The 17,342-nt window shown below is 72.5% G+C and carries 14 protein-coding genes; 11 read left to right on the top strand and 3 right to left on the bottom strand.

Going from position 1 to position 17,342, the window contains the following annotated elements; genetic code table 11:
• Positions 1–14: 14 nt before the first annotated feature.
• The 5 genes from EIY87_RS21120 to EIY87_RS21100 are packed head-to-tail and all read left to right on the top strand — an operon-like array spanning position 15 to position 7,910.
• Complete coding sequence (locus EIY87_RS21120; protein WP_125310798.1) at positions 15–1,487, top strand: hypothetical protein; 1,473 nt, start codon at positions 15–17, stop codon at positions 1,485–1,487.
• On the top strand, positions 1,487–2,287 hold the full coding sequence (locus EIY87_RS21115) for a hypothetical protein (RefSeq protein WP_086860823.1): 801 nt from the start codon (positions 1,487–1,489) through the stop codon (positions 2,285–2,287). Before EIY87_RS21120 ends, EIY87_RS21115 begins: the two co-directional genes overlap by 1 nt.
• 10 nt (positions 2,288–2,297) lie before the next feature.
• Positions 2,298–6,758 carry a coiled-coil domain-containing protein gene (locus tag EIY87_RS21110; protein WP_125310796.1) on the top strand — a complete coding sequence of 1,487 codons (4,461 nt, stop codon included), beginning with the start codon at positions 2,298–2,300 and terminating at the stop codon, positions 6,756–6,758.
• A gap of 37 nt (positions 6,759–6,795) precedes the next feature.
• The gene (locus EIY87_RS21105; protein WP_125310794.1) at positions 6,796–7,587 is read left to right on the top strand and encodes a TIGR03620 family F420-dependent LLM class oxidoreductase; all 792 of its coding nucleotides are present in this window, start codon (positions 6,796–6,798) and stop codon (positions 7,585–7,587) included.
• Positions 7,584–7,910 (top strand): ArsR/SmtB family transcription factor, encoded by a 327-nt coding sequence (locus EIY87_RS21100; RefSeq protein ID WP_125310792.1) that lies wholly within the window; start codon positions 7,584–7,586, stop codon positions 7,908–7,910. Before EIY87_RS21105 ends, EIY87_RS21100 begins: the two co-directional genes overlap by 4 nt.
• On the opposite strand, the gene EIY87_RS21095 is transcribed toward EIY87_RS21100, so the two are convergent.
• On the bottom strand, positions 7,891–8,535 hold the full coding sequence (locus EIY87_RS21095) for a LysE family translocator (protein ID WP_125310790.1): 645 nt from the start codon (positions 8,533–8,535) through the stop codon (positions 7,891–7,893). The genes EIY87_RS21100 and EIY87_RS21095 overlap by 20 nt on opposite strands.
• 71 nt (positions 8,536–8,606) lie before the next feature.
• On the opposite strand from EIY87_RS21095, the gene EIY87_RS21090 reads away from it, so the two are divergent.
• From EIY87_RS21090 to EIY87_RS21065, 6 genes are all read left to right on the top strand, one after another.
• Positions 8,607–9,788, top strand: a complete 1,182-nt coding sequence (locus tag EIY87_RS21090) for a winged helix DNA-binding domain-containing protein (protein ID WP_125310788.1) — start codon at positions 8,607–8,609, stop codon at positions 9,786–9,788.
• An 850-nt stretch (positions 9,789–10,638) separates the two neighbouring features.
• On the top strand, positions 10,639–11,643 hold the full coding sequence (gene gap, locus EIY87_RS21085; RefSeq protein WP_125310786.1) for a type I glyceraldehyde-3-phosphate dehydrogenase: 1,005 nt from the start codon (positions 10,639–10,641) through the stop codon (positions 11,641–11,643).
• Between the two features lie 5 nt (positions 11,644–11,648).
• Positions 11,649–12,863 carry a phosphoglycerate kinase gene (locus EIY87_RS21080; protein ID WP_125310784.1) on the top strand — a complete coding sequence of 405 codons (1,215 nt, stop codon included), beginning with the start codon at positions 11,649–11,651 and terminating at the stop codon, positions 12,861–12,863.
• The gene (gene tpiA / locus EIY87_RS21075) at positions 12,863–13,648 is read left to right on the top strand and encodes a triose-phosphate isomerase (protein WP_125310782.1); all 786 of its coding nucleotides are present in this window, start codon (positions 12,863–12,865) and stop codon (positions 13,646–13,648) included. The genes EIY87_RS21080 and tpiA overlap by 1 nt, the downstream gene beginning before the upstream one ends.
• Before the next feature lie 127 nt (positions 13,649–13,775).
• Positions 13,776–14,006: a preprotein translocase subunit SecG gene (gene secG / locus EIY87_RS21070; RefSeq protein WP_003071471.1), complete on the top strand. Its 231-nt coding sequence runs from the start codon at positions 13,776–13,778 to the stop codon at positions 14,004–14,006.
• A 104-nt stretch (positions 14,007–14,110) separates the two neighbouring features.
• The gene (locus EIY87_RS21065) at positions 14,111–14,455 is read left to right on the top strand and encodes an RNA polymerase-binding protein RbpA (RefSeq protein ID WP_086856717.1); all 345 of its coding nucleotides are present in this window, start codon (positions 14,111–14,113) and stop codon (positions 14,453–14,455) included.
• 238 nt (positions 14,456–14,693) lie between these two features.
• Here EIY87_RS21065 and EIY87_RS21060 read toward each other — a convergent pair whose 3' ends face one another.
• Together EIY87_RS21060 and EIY87_RS21055 are read right to left on the bottom strand one after the other, a co-directional pair.
• Positions 14,694–15,893 carry a sensor histidine kinase gene (locus tag EIY87_RS21060; protein WP_191984205.1) on the bottom strand — a complete coding sequence of 400 codons (1,200 nt, stop codon included), beginning with the start codon at positions 15,891–15,893 and terminating at the stop codon, positions 14,694–14,696.
• A gap of 291 nt (positions 15,894–16,184) precedes the next feature.
• Positions 16,185–17,255, bottom strand: a complete 1,071-nt coding sequence (locus EIY87_RS21055; protein WP_125310780.1) for an FAD-dependent oxidoreductase — start codon at positions 17,253–17,255, stop codon at positions 16,185–16,187.
• Between the last annotated feature and the right edge of the window lie 87 nt (positions 17,256–17,342).

Below are 17,342 nucleotides of genomic sequence, written 5' to 3'. Positions count from 1 at the left end.
TAGCCTGGCCTGCTGTGCGAGACGACACGGGGGCTACCGGACTGGCCGACGAGGGGCTGACGCGCCGCCTCAAGGCGCTGGCCTGCACCGCGCCGCTGCACGACCTGGACGCGCGGAAGGCGAAGCTCGACTGGGCCGACGCCACCATCTACCAGATGGCCGAGATCGCGCTGCACACGATCGACCAGGTCACCATCGCGATGGACTTCGACACCGGCGCCGGCCACGACGAGGTCATCGACCGGCTGCTGCCCTTCATCGCGCAGCAGGCACCGTCGCGGATGCCCGAGGAGCACGTCCGCGTGGCCAAGTGGGTGCTGGACAACCTGATCAACGTCGGCACCACCGAGCGCGGCTTCCGGCGCGTCTACGGCTCGATGGGCCCGAGCGGCTACCAGCGCCGCCAGTTCGACTTCAAGCTGCTCGTCGAGCTGGCCGCCCGCGACGGCGAGGTCTACCTCCGCGCCACCGACGAGGCCATCAACGTCCTCGTCGGCGCCCTCGACACCGACGTCGAGTCGGCCCAGATCGCCGCCGAGGTCAAGCTCGAGAACCTCATCAACCGCGGCCGCCTGGCCGACGCGAAGCTGGCCGCCGAGCAGGCCCGCTACCGGACCGTCCAGTACGGCGAGACCCTGCGCGCGAAGCTCGACGCGACCCGCCGGGACGTCCGGTCGGTCGACTGGGAGCGCGAGGTCCCGGAGCTGCTGGACAGCGCGCTGAGCCACATCGAAACCCGGTTCCGCGCCGAGAACGCCATCCTCAAGAACATCACCACCGCCCGCGACGAGACCGAGGACCTCGACCGCAAGCGCCGCGCCGCCGAGCTGGTCGACATCGTCGCCGACTGCATCCGCCGGCACACCCGCCTGCAGTCCCGGCTCGCCGACGCGGGCGCGGTGTTCCGCGCCGAGCAGGACCGCCAGCAGTTCTCCGGCCCGCCCCAGCGCGCCACGCTCGACCTCTTCGGCCAGCTCCTCGTGCCCACCCTGGGCCTCCCGCTGGCCGACGCCGTCGCCCCGGCCGAGCACTTCTTCCACGCCGTCGCCGGCATCACGCCGCCGGTCGTGCCCTCGCTGTCTTCACTGGTTTCGCTGCTGCTGCGGCCCGCGCCGGAGCGCGACCAGCTGATCGGCGAGGTCCCCGAGCCCGAGCTGATGCCCGCCGAGGTCACCGACAAGTTCGGCGACGACGTCTGGCGCGCCGCCGACGAGCTGCTCGACCTGCCCGAGGTGCCGCGCCGGCTGTCCGGGCTGCTCGAAGAGGCCCGCCGCAGCCGACGGCCCGGGCTCGCCGCCCTGGTCGCGCTGCGCGCGGTGCACGCCTACAGTCCCGGGGTCGGCGCGGCCCGCCGCCAGGGCGACCGCCAGGTGCTGCTCGCCGTCGACGACGGCACCCTCCTGGACGACCCGGAGTTCGGCGGCGCCGACCTGCTCCTGTTCACCGCCGCCGTAGAGCGGGCCGACGAAGAAGAGGAAGTCGCGTAATGGCGCTGTCCCACAGCAGCGTGGACGCCGAAGCCGCGGCCCGGCTGGTCGCCTTCGGCATGCGGCCGAAGCAGCTGCCCGCGCGTGACGTCGTCTACGGCGACCTCGTGCGCCGCTACGGCGAGGACAACGCGTTCAAGGCGCTCACCCATGCCGTCGCCGCCGGGCTCGGGCTGATGGTGCTGGAGGTCAACCAGCAGGCCGGCGCGGTGCTGGCGGCCACCGACGAGTCCGTCTTCGAGATCAAGATGGACTCCTACGCCCGGCAGGCCAAGATCCGCGAGCGCCGCGAGACGGAGAAGGTGCTGCACGGCCTGATCCACCTCGCCACCGCCGCGCTGGGCTACCCGCGGCCGGACGACCTGGCCAACGACACCTACATCGGCCGCGTCAGCGTCGAACAGGTCGACGCGATGGTCCGCGAGGCCGCCCGCATGCTCGACGAACGCGCCGCGGCGGCCGAAGCCAACAACGACCCGCTGGCCGACGCGCCCGAGCTGGAACAGGCGTGGCGCGCCTACGCCCGCCGTCCGGCAGCGGCGGCGACCAAGGACGGGCGCCTGGCCGCCGACACCACCCGCGGCATGGTCAGCCGCGCCCTGCGCTTCCTCGCCGACCAGGGCTTCCTGGTCCCGGTGAGCGACGAGCAGGGCGGCACCTACCGGACCACGCCGCGCTACCAGATCCAGGTGCGGGAACTCGCCGCCGACGCCGCCTTCGACGACCTGCTCGCGCTGGACGTCGTGGCGGTCGCGAACGCCGGGGGCACGCTGCGCGCGGCGTCCTCGGACACGCTGTAGAGGGGAATCGATGTACGAGCTTTCGCGGGTCCGCCTGCATTCGGTGGGCCCGGCGGGTGCCCGCTACCAGGACGTCGTGCTCGACTTCAGCGGCGTCGGCGCCAAGATCACCGCGCCCCAGCAGGACGCGCTGTTCAGCGCCGGCATCCACGCGACCGGGCCCGCCGAGCTGCGCCGCCCGTCGCCGGCGAGCGTGCTGTTCCTGGAGAACGGCGGCGGCAAGTCCGTGCTCATCAAGCTGATCTTCTCGGTGATGCTGCCCGGCCGCCGCCAGGTCGTCGGCACCACGAGCACGAAGGTCCTCGAGAAGTTCGTCGCCGCCAAGGACGTTTCGCACGTCGTGCTGGAGTGGCTGCACGTCGAGAGCGGCCACCGGATCATCACCGGCAAGGTCTCCGAATGGCGCGGGCACGTCGTGTCCGCCGACTCCGAGAACCTCGTCGACTCCTGGTACTGCTTCCGCCCGACGCCGGCGCTGGGACTCGACTCCCTGCCGATGACGCAGGACGGCCGGCTGCTCACCATGTCCGGCTTCCACGACAAGCTGACCGCCGCGCAGCTGGCCGAGCCCGAGCTGGAGCTGTCCTGGACCCGCCGCCACCACGAGTGGACCGGCCGCCTGGACTCCCTCGGCCTCGACACCGAGCTGTTCCGCTACCAGCGCGCGATGAACGCCGGCGAAGGCGAGGCGGCGGACGCGTTCGCCTTCGGCACCGACGACGCGTTCGTCGAGTTCCTGCTGCGCGCGGTGATCGCCGAGGACGAGCCGAAGGACCTCGCCGAGGTCGTCGCGACCTACGCGCACAACCTCGCCCAGCGCGGGGACCTGTTGTCGGAGCGGGATTTCGTCGCGGGCGCCCTGGAGCTGCTCGGTCCGCTGGGCGCCGAGGAGGGTGTCGCCGCGGAGTCGCGCAAGATCGCCGAATCGGCGAAAGCCGACATGGCGGAGCTGGCCGGGCGGGTCGTCGCGCGCAACGAGCTGGAGAACGCGCGGCTGGCCGGGCTCGAAGACCACGTCACCGAGGTCAAGTCCGCCGAGAAGCTCGCCGAGGGCGACCACCGGCGGCTCGCCGCGGCCGTCACGGAGCTGCGCCGCCAGGTCGCCGTGCTGCGCCTCGACGAGGCCCAGGAGGCCCGCAAGCGCGTCGACGCCGAACTGGCCGCGGCGAAGACCGAAGCCGAAGCCTGGCGCGAGACGGCGACCGTGCTCAACTCCTTGAACGCGGCGCGCAAGGCGAAGGACCTGCGGGAACTCGTCGGCAACCGGGAGGAGAAGGCGCGGCCTGCCTTGAAGGCGCGCAACGACGCCGCCGCGGCTCTCGCGCGCGGGTTGCACGCGCTGGCGCAGGACGCACAGCGGCAGGCGGACAAGGCCGAGGCGCACGCGGGCGCGTTGCGCGCCGAAGCCGAGAAGGCACAGACCGAACGCGACGAGGCCGCGAACCTCGCGGCCGCCAAGCGGGCCGAGGCGCGTGGGCTCACCGCGCGGATCACCGAGCTGCGTGAAGAGGTCCAGAACGCCGTGCGCGCGGGGTTGCTGCCGTCCGGCGCCGACGTCGCCGAAGCGGCTCGCGCGTCCCGTAGCGCCGCCGAAGCGGCCACCGCGGAACTCGCCCGGCGCGAGCAGGAACTCGACCGCGTCGCGGCGGATCTCCAAGCGGCGCAACGGGCCGTGAACGAGGCCCACCAGCTCGCGGGCACCACCCAGGACCGCTTCGAGCGCGCCACCGAGGACCTCGACCGGGCCCACCGCCGGACCGACGCGCTCGCCGCCGAAGGCCGGCTGGTCGAGCTGCTCGGCGCGGACGACGTCGCCCTCGAAAGCGACCTCCCGGTACTGCTGGAGCGGCTGCGCGAGGCGAGCGCGGCCGTCGAGAAGGAGCAGACCGCGCTGCGGATGGAGGAGTCCGCCGACGAACGCGCGCTGGCCGCGCTGGGGTCCGGCGGGCTGCTGCCGCCGCCGGAGGACGTCCAGGCCGCGCTGGACGCGCTGGAAGAAGCGGGGATCACCGCGTGGTCCGGCTGGCGTTATCTGTCCAAACTGGACCCATCCCGCCGTGCCGAGGTGCTGGAAAGCCTGCCGCAACTGGTCTCCGGCGTCCTGCTCAACGACGCCGCGCACGCCGACCGCGCCCGCGAAGTCCTGACGAAGCGCCGCCTCCTCCCCAGCTCCATCATCGCCGTCGGCACGACCGAGGCGGCACTTTCACGTGAAAGTGCCGCCCCCGGCGTCGAGTTCCTGGTGCCGCCGAACCCCGCGATGTACGACGAAGAAGCCGCGGACGCCGAGCGGGAAGCCGTGGCGCGGCGGCACACCGAGCGGCAGCGGCGGCTCGAAGCGTTGTCCGCCAAGCTGTCCGCGGACGGCGCGTTGACGTGGAAGCTCACCACCTGGCGCGAGGACTACCCGCCGGGCGCGATCGCGACCCTCGCCGAACAGGCCCAGGCGGCCCGCACCGCGCGCGAGACCGCCCGCACGGCGCTGGAGCAGGCCGAGGCGGAATTCGCGCGGTTGAGCGAAAAGACGGCGTCCCTGCGCGAACGCGTCCCCGAGCTGCGGGCGGCCGCCGCCGAAGCCGAGGAACGGGCACGGAAGCTCGGCGAGCTGGGCGCCCGCAGCGCCCGGATCGCGGAGTGGACCGAAGAGACCGAACGCGCGACCGAGATCGCCGAACGCGCCGACCTCCAGGCGTCCGACGCGGCGGGCAAGGCCGCGCGGCTGCGCGAGCAGGCGGGGGAGGAGCAGCGCACCGCCGACGGCCACCGCCGCACCGCGACCACCGCGCGGGCGGAGCTGGCCGAGGTGCCGGGCGCGGCCGAGGCGGCCGACGGCCCGGCGCCGACCGAACCGGTCGACGCGCTGCGCCGGACGTACGCGTCGGCGTCGGAGGCGTACGCGAAAGTCGAGGTCGGCAGCGACCTGCGCGGCGAGCTGGAGCAGGCCGAAGCGGCCGAAGCGGCCGCGGGTTCGGCCGTCGAGTCCCTCGACGCGGCCGTCCGCGCACGGGCAGCGGAGCTGCTGGAGACGCCCGACGGGTCCGACGCCTCGGCCCGCGCGGCCGCCCTGGCCCGTGCCCGCCGGGTCGTCGACGCGTGCGAAGACGAGCGCACCGAAGCGATCGGGCTCGTCTCGACGCGCCGCGCCGAGCTGGACGCGCTGCCGACGCAGAACGGCGCGACCGGCGAGAAGCCGCGCGACATCGAGCACGGCCTGGAGCTGATCGACGCGGCCGGGCTGGAGGCGTCCGCGGCCGCCCGGAAGTGGGAAGAGCTGCAGGAACGCCGGGCCGCGGCCGAAGCGACGCTGGAGTCGGCGCGCAGTTCGGCGTCGGGCTTCTCGCTGCTCGCCGAGTCGATGGCCCACCTGGTCACCGACACCGGCGCCGCGGCCTACGACGGCGACGTCGAGACCGCGCGCGCCCAGCACACCCGCCTGAACGCGACCTTCACCGACGCGCAGGAAGCCGCCGACGCGGGCGACCGGCGGGTGCGCGCGGCCGCCGACCAGCTGGCGCAGTACGCGACGGAGAAGCGGTTCGAGAAGCTGAGCACGCCGGTGCGCCAGCAGGTCATCTCGGTCAAGCGCGACCAGCTCCCGGCGCACGCCGCGGAGTGGGCCGAGGCGCTGCGGCCGCGGCTGCGGTCGCTCACCGACGACCTCGCGCAGATCGACCGGCACCGCGGCGGCATCATCACCCGCCTGCAGGGCATGGTCGACGGCGCGCTCCGGACGCTGCGCTCGGCCCAGCGCGTCTCGCGGCTGCCCGACGGCCTCGGCGACTGGTCCGGGCAGGAGTTCCTCCGCATCCGCTTCACCGAGCTGGAGGACAACGCGCTCACCGAGAAGCTGGGCGAGGTCGTCGACGAGGCCGCCGTCGGCAAGACCGCGGACGGCCGGGACGTCAAGCGCGACGGGCTTTCCCTGGTGCTGCGCGGAGTCCGGGCCGCGGCGCCCAAGGGCTTCCGCGTCGACATGCTCAAGCCGGACTCGGTGCTGCGGACCGAACGCCAGCGCGTCTCGGAGATCCGGGACGTCTTCTCCGGCGGCCAGCAGCTGACCGCGGCGATCATCCTGTACTGCACGCTGGCGGCGTTGCGGGCGAACAACCGCGGCAAGGCCCGCAACCGGCATTCGGGCGTGCTGTTCCTCGACAACCCGATCGGCCGCGCGTCGGCCGGGTACCTCCTGGAACTGCAGCGGGCGGTGGCCGAGGCGCTGGGCGTGCAGCTGATCTACACGACCGGCCTGTTCGACGCGGGCGCGCTGTCGGAGTTCCCGCTGATCGTGCGGCTGCGCAACGACGCCGACCTGCGCGCGGGCCGCAAGTACCTGTCGGTCGACGCCACGATCCGCACCTCGATGGACGACCTGGGCGACCCGGACGGCGTCGCGCGGCTCTCGGCCACGCGGATGTTCACGCGGCCGGCCGAGGACGCCGGGGATTCCGCCGAGGACGAACAGAGCGCGTGACGGGAACAACCCCGGCGTCTTCGTGGTTCCTCCGCGCATGACGAAGCTGGGGCCGCTGGGGGCCACCCACACCGCGCTGGACACCGACGCCGCCGTGCCGGCCGCGGCCGAGCTGGAGGAGCTGGGCTACGCCACGCTGTGGCTGCCCGGCGGCCAGGGGAACAACCTGCCGCGCATCGCCGAGGTGGTCCGCGGCACCTCGCGCATCCAGGTGGCCAGCGGGATCCTGTCGGTCGACCGCGTCCCGGCCGCCTCGGTGGCCGCGACGTACGCGGACCTGCCCGCGGGCCGGTTCGTCGTCGGCTTGGGCGGGGCGCACGGGCCGCGGCCGCTGGCGGCGCTGAACGACTACCTCGACGAGATCGAGGACGTCGTGCCGCCGTCCGCGCGGGTCTTGTCGGCGCTCGGGCCGCGGATGCTCGGGCTGGCGCGCGACCGCGCTTCGGGCGCGTACCCGTACCTCGTGACGACCGACTACGTCGCGTCGGCGCGGGAGATCCTCGGCGCGGGCCCGCAGCTGTCCGTGCTGCTGAACGTCGTGGCGGAGACCGACGCCGCCGCGATGCGGGAGACCGTCCGCGGCGGATCGCTGAAGTTCCTGGCCGGCGTGCCGGGCTACGCGGCCAACTTCCGGCGGATGGGCTTCTCCGACGAGGACATCGCGGGGCTGTCGGACCGGCTGGTCGACGGCGTCACGGTGTGGGGCGGCTTCGACGCCGTCGTGGCACGGCTGCGGGAGTTCCGGGCCGCGGGGGCGGACCAGGTGGTCGTCCCGCTCGACGCGCTGCCGCGGGAGTGGTGGCCGGGGCTGGTGGCGGCGATCCGGTGAGCACGGCACGGGCCCGGGGGCTCTCGCACGCGCCCCCGGCGGAGGTTTCGCTGCAGGACGCGCTGGCCGCGGTCGCCGATCCGGTGCGCCGCAGCATCCTGCGCGAGCTGGCCGCCGTGCCCGAGTGGACGAAGGCGTGCGGCACGTTCGACCTGCCGGTGGCGAAGGCGACCCGCAGCCACCACTTCGCGGTGCTGCGCGCGGCCGGCCTGATCGAGCAGCGCGACGAGGGCCCGCGGCGGCTGAACCGCTTGCGGCGCCCCGAATTCGACGCGGCCTTCCCCGGGTTGCTCGACCTGGTGCTCAGTCACCCCGGCCGGTGAACGCCAGCCCGGCGCCGAGGCCGATCATGACCAGGCCGCCGGTGCCGCCGACCGCTTCGAGGCGCTTCGGCGAGCGGGCGAACCAGGCGCGCGCGGTGCCCGCGACCAGCGCCCACGCGCTGTCGGTCGCGAGCGCGATCGCGGGCAGGCAGAGCCCGAGGACCAGCATCTGCGCGGGGACGGACCCGGCGGCGGGGTCGACGAACTGGGGGAGCAGGGCCGCCAGGAAGACGATCGACTTCGGGTTCGCGAAGCCGACGACGAAGCCGTCACGCAGGACGGTGAGGACGCGGCCGGGCGTGGCGCGCACCTTCGCGGCCATCGCGTCGGTCAGCTTGCGGCGGTGCCGGACGGCCTGGACGCCCAGGTAGACGAGGTAGAGCGCGCCGGCGACCTTGATCGCGGTGAACAGCGCGGCCGACGTCGTGACCAGCGCGCCGAGCCCGAACGCGACGGCGACGACCTGCGTGTACACGCCGGCGGAGTTGCCCACGACGGTGAGCAGCGCGTCGCGGCGCCCGACGGTGAGCGCGCGGCTGATCGTGAACAGCACGCTCGGCCCGGGGACCACGACCATGAGGAACGTCAGCGCGGCGAACGCCGCCAGGTGCGCACCGGAGACCATGCCGCGAGACTATCCGCTGGTCGTGGGGGTTTCCAGGCGTTTTTGTCGGTGGCGGGTGGTAGGAAAAGCGGGTGCCTCAGCAGATCAGCACCGAGCAGCGCCGGGCCCGCCTCGCGGTCCGGCACCACCTCGCCGCGCCCGCCGCCACGGTGGCGGAAGCGGTGGCGGGGATCGTCGCCCTGCACGCGACCGACCCGGCGACCGTCCACCTCTCGGCCTCCGCGCGGCTGGCGTCACCCGCGGTTTCCCTGGTGGAGCAAGCACTCTACGAAGATCGTTCCCTGTTGAGGCTGCTCGGCATGCGGCGCACGGTGTTCGTGACGGACCTGGAAACGGCGGCGCTGGTGCAGGCCGGGTGCGCGGCGGACATCCTGGTGAAGCAACGGAAACTGCTGGAGCAGCACCTCGCGCAGCAGGGGCACCCGGAGAACGTCCCGGAGCCGGCGAAGTGGCTGGCTTCGGTCGAAGCTTCGGTGGAGGAGGCGCTGCGCGCGCGTGGCTCGGCGACGGCGCAGCAGCTGAGCGAGGACGAGCCCCGCCTGCGCCAGCAGCTGCGGATGGCGGCGGGCAAGCCGTACGAAGCGATCGGAAACGTGACGAGCCGCGTCCTGTTCCTGCTGGCCGCGGGCGGCCGGATGGCGCGGGGGAGGCCGCGTGGGAGCTGGACCAGCACGCAGTACGTCTGGCACCCCCTGGACGAGTGGGTCCCGGGCGGCCTGCGCTCGTGGGACCCGGAGGAGGCCCGCGTCGAACTGGCCCGCCGCTGGCTGCGCGCGTACGGCCCGGCCCCGGTGTCCGATTTGAGGTGGTGGACGGGCTGGACGGCGGGCCAGGCGAAGAAGGCACTGGCCGGCCTGCCGGTGGCCGAGGTCGACCTCGACGGCGTCGCCGCGGTGGCACTGGCGGACGACCTGGATCCGGTGCCGGCGCCGGACCCGTGGGTGGCGTTCCTCCCGGCACTGGACCCGACCCCGATGGGCTGGCAGGACCGCGACTGGTTCCTGGGCCCCCACCGCCCGGCCCTGTTCGACCGCAGCGGCAACATCGGCCCGACGATCTGGTCCGACGGCCGGGTCGTCGGCGGCTGGGCCCAGCGCCCCTCGGGCGAGATCGCCTGGCGGCTGCTGGAGGACGTGGGCGGGGAGGTGACGAAGGCGGTCGAGGTGGCGGCGGAGCGCTGCGCGGAGTGGTTCGGTGAAGTGCGGGCGGTGCCCCGGTTCCGGACCCCGCTGGAACGGGAGCTGTCGGCGTAGCGCGCGGCTCGTCACCGGGGGCGGCCGGGCGGGCCGAACCACTCTTCGCGCGCCGAACCCGCCGCGCCGAACCCTTGCGCGGCGGGCGCCGAGCCCCGCTGCGCCGGAGCCTGCCGTGGTGGGTGCCGGGCCGCGCTGTGCCGGAGCTTGCCGTGGTGGGTGCCGGGCCTCGCCGTGCCGAACCCTTGCGCGGCGGGCGCCGAGCCCCGCTGCGCCGGAGCCTGCCGTGGTGGGTGCCGAGCCTCGCCGCGCCGGAGCTTGCCGTGGTGGGTGCCGGGCCTCGCCGTGCCGAACCCTTGCGCGGCGGGCGCCGAGCCCCGCTGCGCCGAACCTTGCCGTGGTGGGCGCCGAGCCGCGCCGTTCTGGAGCTTGCCGTGGTGGGCGCCGACCCTCGGCGAGCGGCCGCCGAGCCGCCCGTCGAGAACCCCTCGCCCGGGTGTACCCGCCGTCCCGGCCGTCCCTGGATCGGTCGAGTCATGGACCTCACGCCCGGGGTCGGACCGCGCCCGCCCCACCCCCGGAACCCACCTCAGAAACCCCGCCCGGCCTGAATCGATCCAGCAGTCAAAGTGCGCCCCTCGCGGGAGCGCGGCGAACACCCGCCGCACCCCGCGCACCCAGCCGGAACCGGTCCCGGCCCCCGAACCGTCCACCCCCACTGGTCCGCCGTGGTCCGCCCCCGGGAACTCCAGCAAAATCACCAGGCTTCTTAATCGATTCTTGACCCGTTCGCCAAGTGGTGGAAGTCTCGTCAGGGCAGTCAGGGACGCGCATGCCCGCACGCTAGGGTTGCCGCGAGCCCGCAAGTCACGGCCGGACGCCCCGGCCGATCCTCAGAGGAGTGGCAGCAGTGACCGTTCGCGTAGGTGTCAACGGCTTCGGCCGGATCGGCCGCAACTTCTTCCGCGCCGTCAAGGCGAGCGGCCACGACATCGAGGTGGTCGCGTTCAACGACCTCGGCGACGTCGCCACCATGGCCCACCTGCTGAAGTACGACTCCATCCTGGGCCGGTTCCCGGGTGAGGTCAGCGTCAGCGACGAGGGCATCGTCGTGGACGGCAAGACCATCAAGGCCCTCGCCGAGCGCGACCCGGCCAACCTGCCCTGGGGTGACCTGGGCGTGGACGTCGTCGTCGAGTCGACCGGCTTCTTCACCAACGCCGACGCCGCCAAGGCGCACATCGCCGGCGGTGCCAAGAAGGTCATCATCTCCGCGCCCGCCAAGGGCGAGGACCTCACCATCGTGCTCGGCGTCAACGACGACAAGTACGACGGCTCGCAGAACATCATCTCGAACGCGTCCTGCACCACCAACTGCCTCGGCCCGCTGGCCAAGGTGCTGCACGACGCCTTCGGCATCGAGCAGGGCCTGATGACCACCGTCCACGCCTACACGCAGGACCAGAACCTGCAGGACGCGCCGCACAAGGACCTGCGCCGCGCCCGCGCCGCCGCCCTCTCCGTCGTCCCGACCTCGACCGGTGCCGCCAAGGCCATCGGCCTCGTGCTGCCGGAGCTGCAGGGCAAGCTGGACGGCTACGCGCTGCGCGTCCCGGTCCCGACCGGCTCGGCCACCGACCTCACGGTCACCCTCACCAAGGCCGCCACGGTCGAGGAGATCAACGCCGCCTACAAGGCCGCCGCCGAAGGTCCCCTCGCGGGCATCCTGCGCTACTCGGACGACCCGATCGTGTCGGCCGACATCGTCACCGACCCGGCGTCCTGCATCTACGACGCGCCGCTGACCAAGGTCATCGGCAACCAGGTCAAGGTCGTCGGCTGGTACGACAACGAGTGGGGCTACTCCAACCGCCTCGCCGACCTGGTCAAGCTCGTCGGTACGAAGATCTCCTGAACCCGATGAGCGTCAAGAACCTCGACGACCTGCTGGGCGAGGGCGTTCAGGGCCGGTACGTGCTCGTGCGGTCCGACCTGAACGTCCCGCTCGACGGGGACCGCATCACCGACGACGGCCGGGTCCGCGCCGCGCTGCCGACGATCAAGAAGCTCGCCGACGCGGGCGCGAAGGTCGTCGTCACCGCGCACCTCGGCCGCCCCAAGGGCGAGCCGGACCCGAAGTACACCCTCGCGCCCGTCGCCAAGCGGCTCTCCGAGCTGCTCGGTGCCGAGGTCGCGCTGGCGGGTGACCTGGTCGGCGAGTCCGCGAAGGCGCTGACCGGCGGCCTGGCCGACGGCGGCGTCGTCCTGCTGGAGAACGTGCGCTTCGACGCGCGCGAGACCAGCAAGGACGCCGCGGACCGCTCCGAGCTGGCGGCCGAGCTGGGCGCGCTCGTCCCCGGCGGCGCGTTCGTGTCCGACGGCTTCGGCGTCGTCCACCGCAAGCAGGCCTCGGTCTACGAGGTCGCTTCGGTGCTGCCGGCGTACGCGGGTGGCCTGGTGCTGGCCGAGCTGGACGTGCTGAAGAAGCTGACCGACGACGTCCAGCGGCCCTACGTGGTCGTGCTCGGCGGCGCGAAGGTGTCCGACAAGCTCGGCGTCATCGCGAACCTGCTGACCAAGGTCGACCGGCTGCTCATCGGCGGCGGCATGGCCTACACCTTCCTCAAGGCCCAGGGCCACGAGGTCGGCCAGTCGCTGCTGCAGGCCGACCAGCTCGACCAGGTCAAGGGCTTCCTCGCCGAGGCGGAGAAGCGCGGCGTCGAACTGGTCCTGCCGGTCGACGTGCTCGCCGCGACCGAGTTCGCCGCCGACGCGGAGAACGAGGTCGTCGACGCCACCGCGATCCCGGCCGACCGCCAGGGCCTCGACATCGGCCCGCGCTCGCGCGAGCTGTTCGCGGGCAAGCTGGCCGACGCGAAGACCGTGTTCTGGAACGGCCCGATGGGCGTGTTCGAGTTCGAGGCCTTCTCCGGTGGCACGCGCGCCGTCGCGGAGGCGCTGGTGAAGAGCGACGCGTTCACCGTGGTCGGCGGCGGCGACTCGGCGGCCGCGGTGCGGCAGCTGGGCCTGCCCGAAGACGGCTTCTCGCACATCTCCACCGGTGGCGGTGCCTCGCTGGAGTACCTCGAGGGCAAGGAACTGCCGGGCGTGACGGCCCTGGAGGAGAAGAACTAGTGGCACGCAAGCCGTTCATCGCCGGCAACTGGAAGATGAACCAGAACCACCTCGAGGCGATCGCGCTCGTCCAGAAGATCGCCTTCGCGCTGCCGGAGAAGTACTACGCGAAGGTCGACGTGGCGGTGCTGCCGCCGTTCACCGACATCCGCAGCGTGCAGACCCTGGTCGACGGCGACAAGCTGTCGCTCACCTACGGCGCACAGGACATCGCGCCGCAGGACTCGGGTGCCTACACCGGTGACGTGTCGGGCCCGATGCTGGCGAAGCTGGGCTGCAAGTTCGTCGCCGTCGGGCACTCGGAGCGGCGCGAGTACCACGCCGAGTCCGACGAGCTGGTCAACAAGAAGGTCAAGGCCGCGCTCAAGCACGGCATCACGCCGATCCTCTGCATCGGGGAGAAGCTCGAGGTCCGCGAGGCCGGCGAGCACATCCACCACACCACGACGCAGCTGATCGAGGGACTGAAGGGCCTCAAGGCCGAGCAGGTCCAGAGCGTGGTCGTCGCGTACGAGCCGGTCTGGGCGATCGGCACCGGGAAGGTCGCCTCCTCGGCCGACGCCGAAGAGGTCTGCAAGGCCATCCGGGCCACCCTCCAGGAGAAGTACGGCGACGAGGTCGCTTCGTCCGTCCGGGTGCTCTACGGGGGATCGGTGAAGTCGGGCAACATCAGCGAGCTGGTGGCCTGCGAGAACATCGACGGTGCCCTGGTCGGCGGAGCGAGCCTCGACGGCGAGGAGTTCACGAAACTCTGCGCACTCGCCGCGGGCGGGCCGCTGCCCTGATCGAGGCCACGACCGGGTAACCTGTGTATCCGGTCCGTCACACAGCAGTGGACGAGTCCAGGGGTACGGTGGAGGTCGGAAACGACCATGCCGTACCCCTGCATTCTCCTAGAGCCCAGAGGATGACATGAAGCTGTTCCTGCAAATCCTGTTGATCGTCTCCAGCGTCCTGCTGGTGGTCGCCGTGCTGCTGCACCGTGGCCGGGGCGGTGGCCTGTCGTCGCTGTTCGGCGGTGGGATGCAGTCGAGCCTGGCCGGGTCGAGCGTGGCCGAGAAGAACCTCGACCGGATCACCCTGCTGCTGGGCGCGGTCTGGCTGATCAGCATCGTGGGCCTGGGTCTGCTGCTCAAGGTGTGACGCGTCCGGCGTCCCGCCGCGATCGCGACCGGATCCGACGGCGGAACGCGCGATTCGGCGTGCCTATAGGGGGGCGCGCCGCCGATTCCTAGGTGTGAGGATTCATGGTTGGCGGTAACGCGATTCGGGGCACCAGGGTGGGTGCCGGTCCTACGGGCGAATCGGAACGGGGTGAATCGGCGCCGCGGCGCCGCGTAGCTTATTGGTGCGCCAACGGCCACGAGGCCCGGCCGTCGTTCGCGCTCGACGCGGAAATCCCCGACGAGTGGGACTGCCCCCGCTGCGGGCTCCCGGGCGGGCAGGACGAGAAGAACCCGCCGGCCGCGCCGCGGACCGAGCCCTACAAGACGCACCTGGCCTACGTGAAGGAGCGCCGCAGCGACTCCGACGGCGAGGCCATCCTGGCGGAGGCGCTGGAGCGCCTGCGCAAGCGCCGGGAAATCCTCTAGCGGGTCGGGCCCCAGACCACCCCGGGACTCCTCGGGGTGGTTTTTCGCGCGCACCCGGACGCGAGCAGCCCCCGTTTTCCACGCTACCGGGGAGCACCGACAGTTCCGTGCGCCGAAAGCCGTGAAGGCCACCTTCACGGACTTAAAGTCCCTCAAGGTGGCCTTCACGGCTTTGCGCACGACCGGAACTGTCGGTACCCGGGGCTAGCGTGGAAAACGGGGGCTGCTCAGTGCGGCGTCAGCGGTCCAGCGGGTACCGGGCCCGCACCCGGAAGCCGCCGTCCTTCGACTTCGACGTCTCGAAACTGCCGCCCAGCAGGCGGGCCCGCTCGGCCAGACCGGTGAGCCCGTGACCGCCCGAGGGGAGCGACTCGCCCGGGCGGCTCGCGCGGTCGTTGCGGACCTCGATCTTGAGTGCGCCGTGCTCACCCTGGATGCGGATGGTCGCCGTCGCGCCCGGGGCGTGCTTGTGGACGTTCGTCAGGCACTCCTGGACAGTCCGGTACGCCGCCGCCGAGACCTGGTTGGGGAGGGCCTCCGGGAGGTGCTCCACGGACAGGTGGACCGGGACCTCCGAGGTCCGGATCAGCCGGTCGAGGTCGTTGATCCCCGGGCGCGGGCCGTCGTCGTCGGCGCCCGCGCGCAGCACGCTCAGCAGCGAGCGCAGTTCCTCGAGCGTCCGCTTCGACAGCGTCCGGATGACCTGCGCGGTCTCCTGCGCCCGGTCGTCCGTGGTCTGGGCCTGCAGCGCGCCGGCCTGCATGGCGATCAGGGTGATCTGGTGGGACACCACATCGTGCATCTCGCGGGCCAGCCGGGCGCGCTCTTCGGCGCGGACGGCGTCGGCGTGGAAGCGGCGCTCGCGGTCGCGGCTCGTGGCCAGCTCGGCGAGCTTGTTCGCGACCTCGGCCCGCGCCCCGATGAGGAGGCCGATCGCGATCGGCATGCCGGCGACGAGGACGCCGTAGATGCCGTCGAGGATGTGCTCACGCCAGCTGAGCTCGGCGAAGTCCTCCAGTGGCCACTGCACGAACCGGCAGATCCACACCAGCGCCGCGCCGACCCAGGTCTGCCAGTGCAGCTGGCGGCGGGTGGCGAGCATGCCGAGCGTGATCATCGAGGCGAGCTGTGCCCAGCCGGCCAGGAAGCCGGGGACCGCGACGAGCACCGCGAGGAACGGGAACTTCCGCCGGAACACCACCGCGAGGCAGGCGGCGCCGGAGAGCCAGATCGAGTACGGCTGGGCCTTCTCGGGGATCACCAGCCAGACGTCGAGCACCGCCAGGATGACCGCGGCCGCCTCGATGGCGAACGTGACCACGGCGGGCCGGGGCAGTGAGCCGAACACGCTCAGCCCCCGCTTTCGCACCCGCTCGGCGGCCGACGGCCCCGAGCTCGCGATCGAGATGCCTGGAATCGAGAGTCCCTCTGTACTCATCGCTGGCGACCCCATTCGTCTTGTGGACTTGTTGGTGAGAGGTGCTCAGGGCCCGATCGGGACGCGCAGCAACGAACAAATGTGCGGATGCTAACGAGGTCGCGTACGAAGACAGTAAGTTTCACCCGCCGTCGGTGTTCCGGCGTCCGGATTCCGTAACGACTTGGTCCAAAAGGGGGAAGGTCGCGCCAGGGTGCTACTCAGAGTGGAGCAAGTGCTGCTCTGCGTGTACCCGGACGACCACATCGTGGGAATCATGTTACCCACGTGTGGCCGTCCGGCGGAAGTTCTTCAGGCCGCCATCGAGTTGAGGTCGTCGCTGAGCAGGTCGTCGAGACCGCTCGCGCACGCCTTCGCCGTCTCGATCGACCGCGGCAGCATCCCGGCCTCGTAGGCCATGGCCGCCTCGTCGACGCTCGGCGCCGTCGCCAGCGCGGTCGCCAGCTCGGTGCCGTCGAGGAGGGCGAGGTTCGCGCCGACCCCGAGCGGCGGCATCAGGTGGGCCGCGTCGCCGAGCAGGGTCAGGCCCGGCGTGTGCGTCCACGCGTGGGGGACCGGCAGCACGTGCAGCGGCCGGTGGGTGAACCCGCCCTCGACGTCGGCCAGGAACCGGAGCACGTCCGGGTGCCAGCCGGCGTAGCGCTCGAGCAGGTTCGCGCGCACGGCGGCGGTGTCGGCGAAGTCGAGGCCGGCGTGCCAGTCCTCGGGCGCGTAGAACACGGCGTAGCAGCGGACGTCGCCGTTGCTCGTGCGCTGCGCGAAGAGCGCGTGCCCGCCCGCCTTGGTCACCATCGTGCCCCGGCCGGTCACGGCCGCGAGATCCGAGGCGGCGTCGTGGCCGAACTCGACGAACGTCACCCCGCTGTAGACCGGCCGGACGCCGGTCAGGGCCCGGCGGACGCGGGACCACGCGCCGTCCGCGCCGATCACGAGGTCGAAGTCCCTGGTCTCGCCGCCGTCGAACGTCAGCCGCGCGCCGGCGACGTCGGTGACCGCCTGTCCCCAGTGGACGGTGCCGGGGGCGAGCGAGTCGAGGAGGAGACCGCGGAGCTGGCCGCGGTCGATTTCGGGGCGGAAGTCGCCGTCGGGGGTTTCGTCGATGACGACCTCCGCGGTGTGCGGGTCGAGGGCGCGCATCTGCTGCCCTTCGGGGCGCGCGAGTTCCCGGAACCGGTCGTACAGGCCGGCGGTGCGCAGGGCGACCTGGCCGGTGTCGCCGTGCATGTCGAGCGTGCCGCCCTGGGGACGGGCGTCGGCCGAGGCCTCTTGTTCGAAGACGGTGACGTCGACGCCGTGCAGCTGCAGGACGCGGGCACAGGCCAGGCCGCCGAGGCCGGCGCCGACGATCGCGATGGAGTTCATGGCTTCCCCCTGGGAGTTCGGGGCCGCCGGTCGGTCCGGCGGCCTGAACCCAGAAAAGCACAGTGACTCAAAAAGTGCAACGACTCA

Origin of the sequence: Amycolatopsis eburnea (assembly GCF_003937945.1) — a bacterium.
In the GTDB taxonomy this organism is placed as follows: domain Bacteria; phylum Actinomycetota; class Actinomycetes; order Mycobacteriales; family Pseudonocardiaceae; genus Amycolatopsis; species Amycolatopsis eburnea.
The sequence above is the reverse complement of the archived record's forward strand: the minus strand, read 5'-3'. Positions and strand labels throughout refer to the sequence as shown.

Excerpts from the sequence above, each read along its gene's own strand:
- EIY87_RS21105 (WP_125310794.1), top strand. The coding sequence starts at position 6,796 with ATGACGAAGCTGGGGCCGCTGGGGGCCACCCACACCGCGCTGGACACC.
- EIY87_RS21060 (WP_191984205.1), bottom strand. The coding sequence starts at position 15,893 with ATGAGTACAGAGGGACTCTCGATTCCAGGCATCTCGATCGCGAGCTCG.
- EIY87_RS21065 (WP_086856717.1), top strand. The coding sequence starts at position 14,111 with ATGGTTGGCGGTAACGCGATTCGGGGCACCAGGGTGGGTGCCGGTCCT.
- EIY87_RS21055 (WP_125310780.1), bottom strand. The coding sequence starts at position 17,255 with ATGAACTCCATCGCGATCGTCGGCGCCGGCCTCGGCGGCCTGGCCTGT.
- EIY87_RS21110 (WP_125310796.1), top strand. The coding sequence starts at position 2,298 with ATGTACGAGCTTTCGCGGGTCCGCCTGCATTCGGTGGGCCCGGCGGGT.
- EIY87_RS21080 (WP_125310784.1), top strand. The coding sequence starts at position 11,649 with ATGAGCGTCAAGAACCTCGACGACCTGCTGGGCGAGGGCGTTCAGGGC.
- EIY87_RS21115 (WP_086860823.1), top strand. The coding sequence starts at position 1,487 with ATGGCGCTGTCCCACAGCAGCGTGGACGCCGAAGCCGCGGCCCGGCTG.
- EIY87_RS21095 (WP_125310790.1), bottom strand. The coding sequence starts at position 8,535 with ATGGTCTCCGGTGCGCACCTGGCGGCGTTCGCCGCGCTGACGTTCCTC.
- secG (WP_003071471.1), top strand. The coding sequence starts at position 13,776 with ATGAAGCTGTTCCTGCAAATCCTGTTGATCGTCTCCAGCGTCCTGCTG.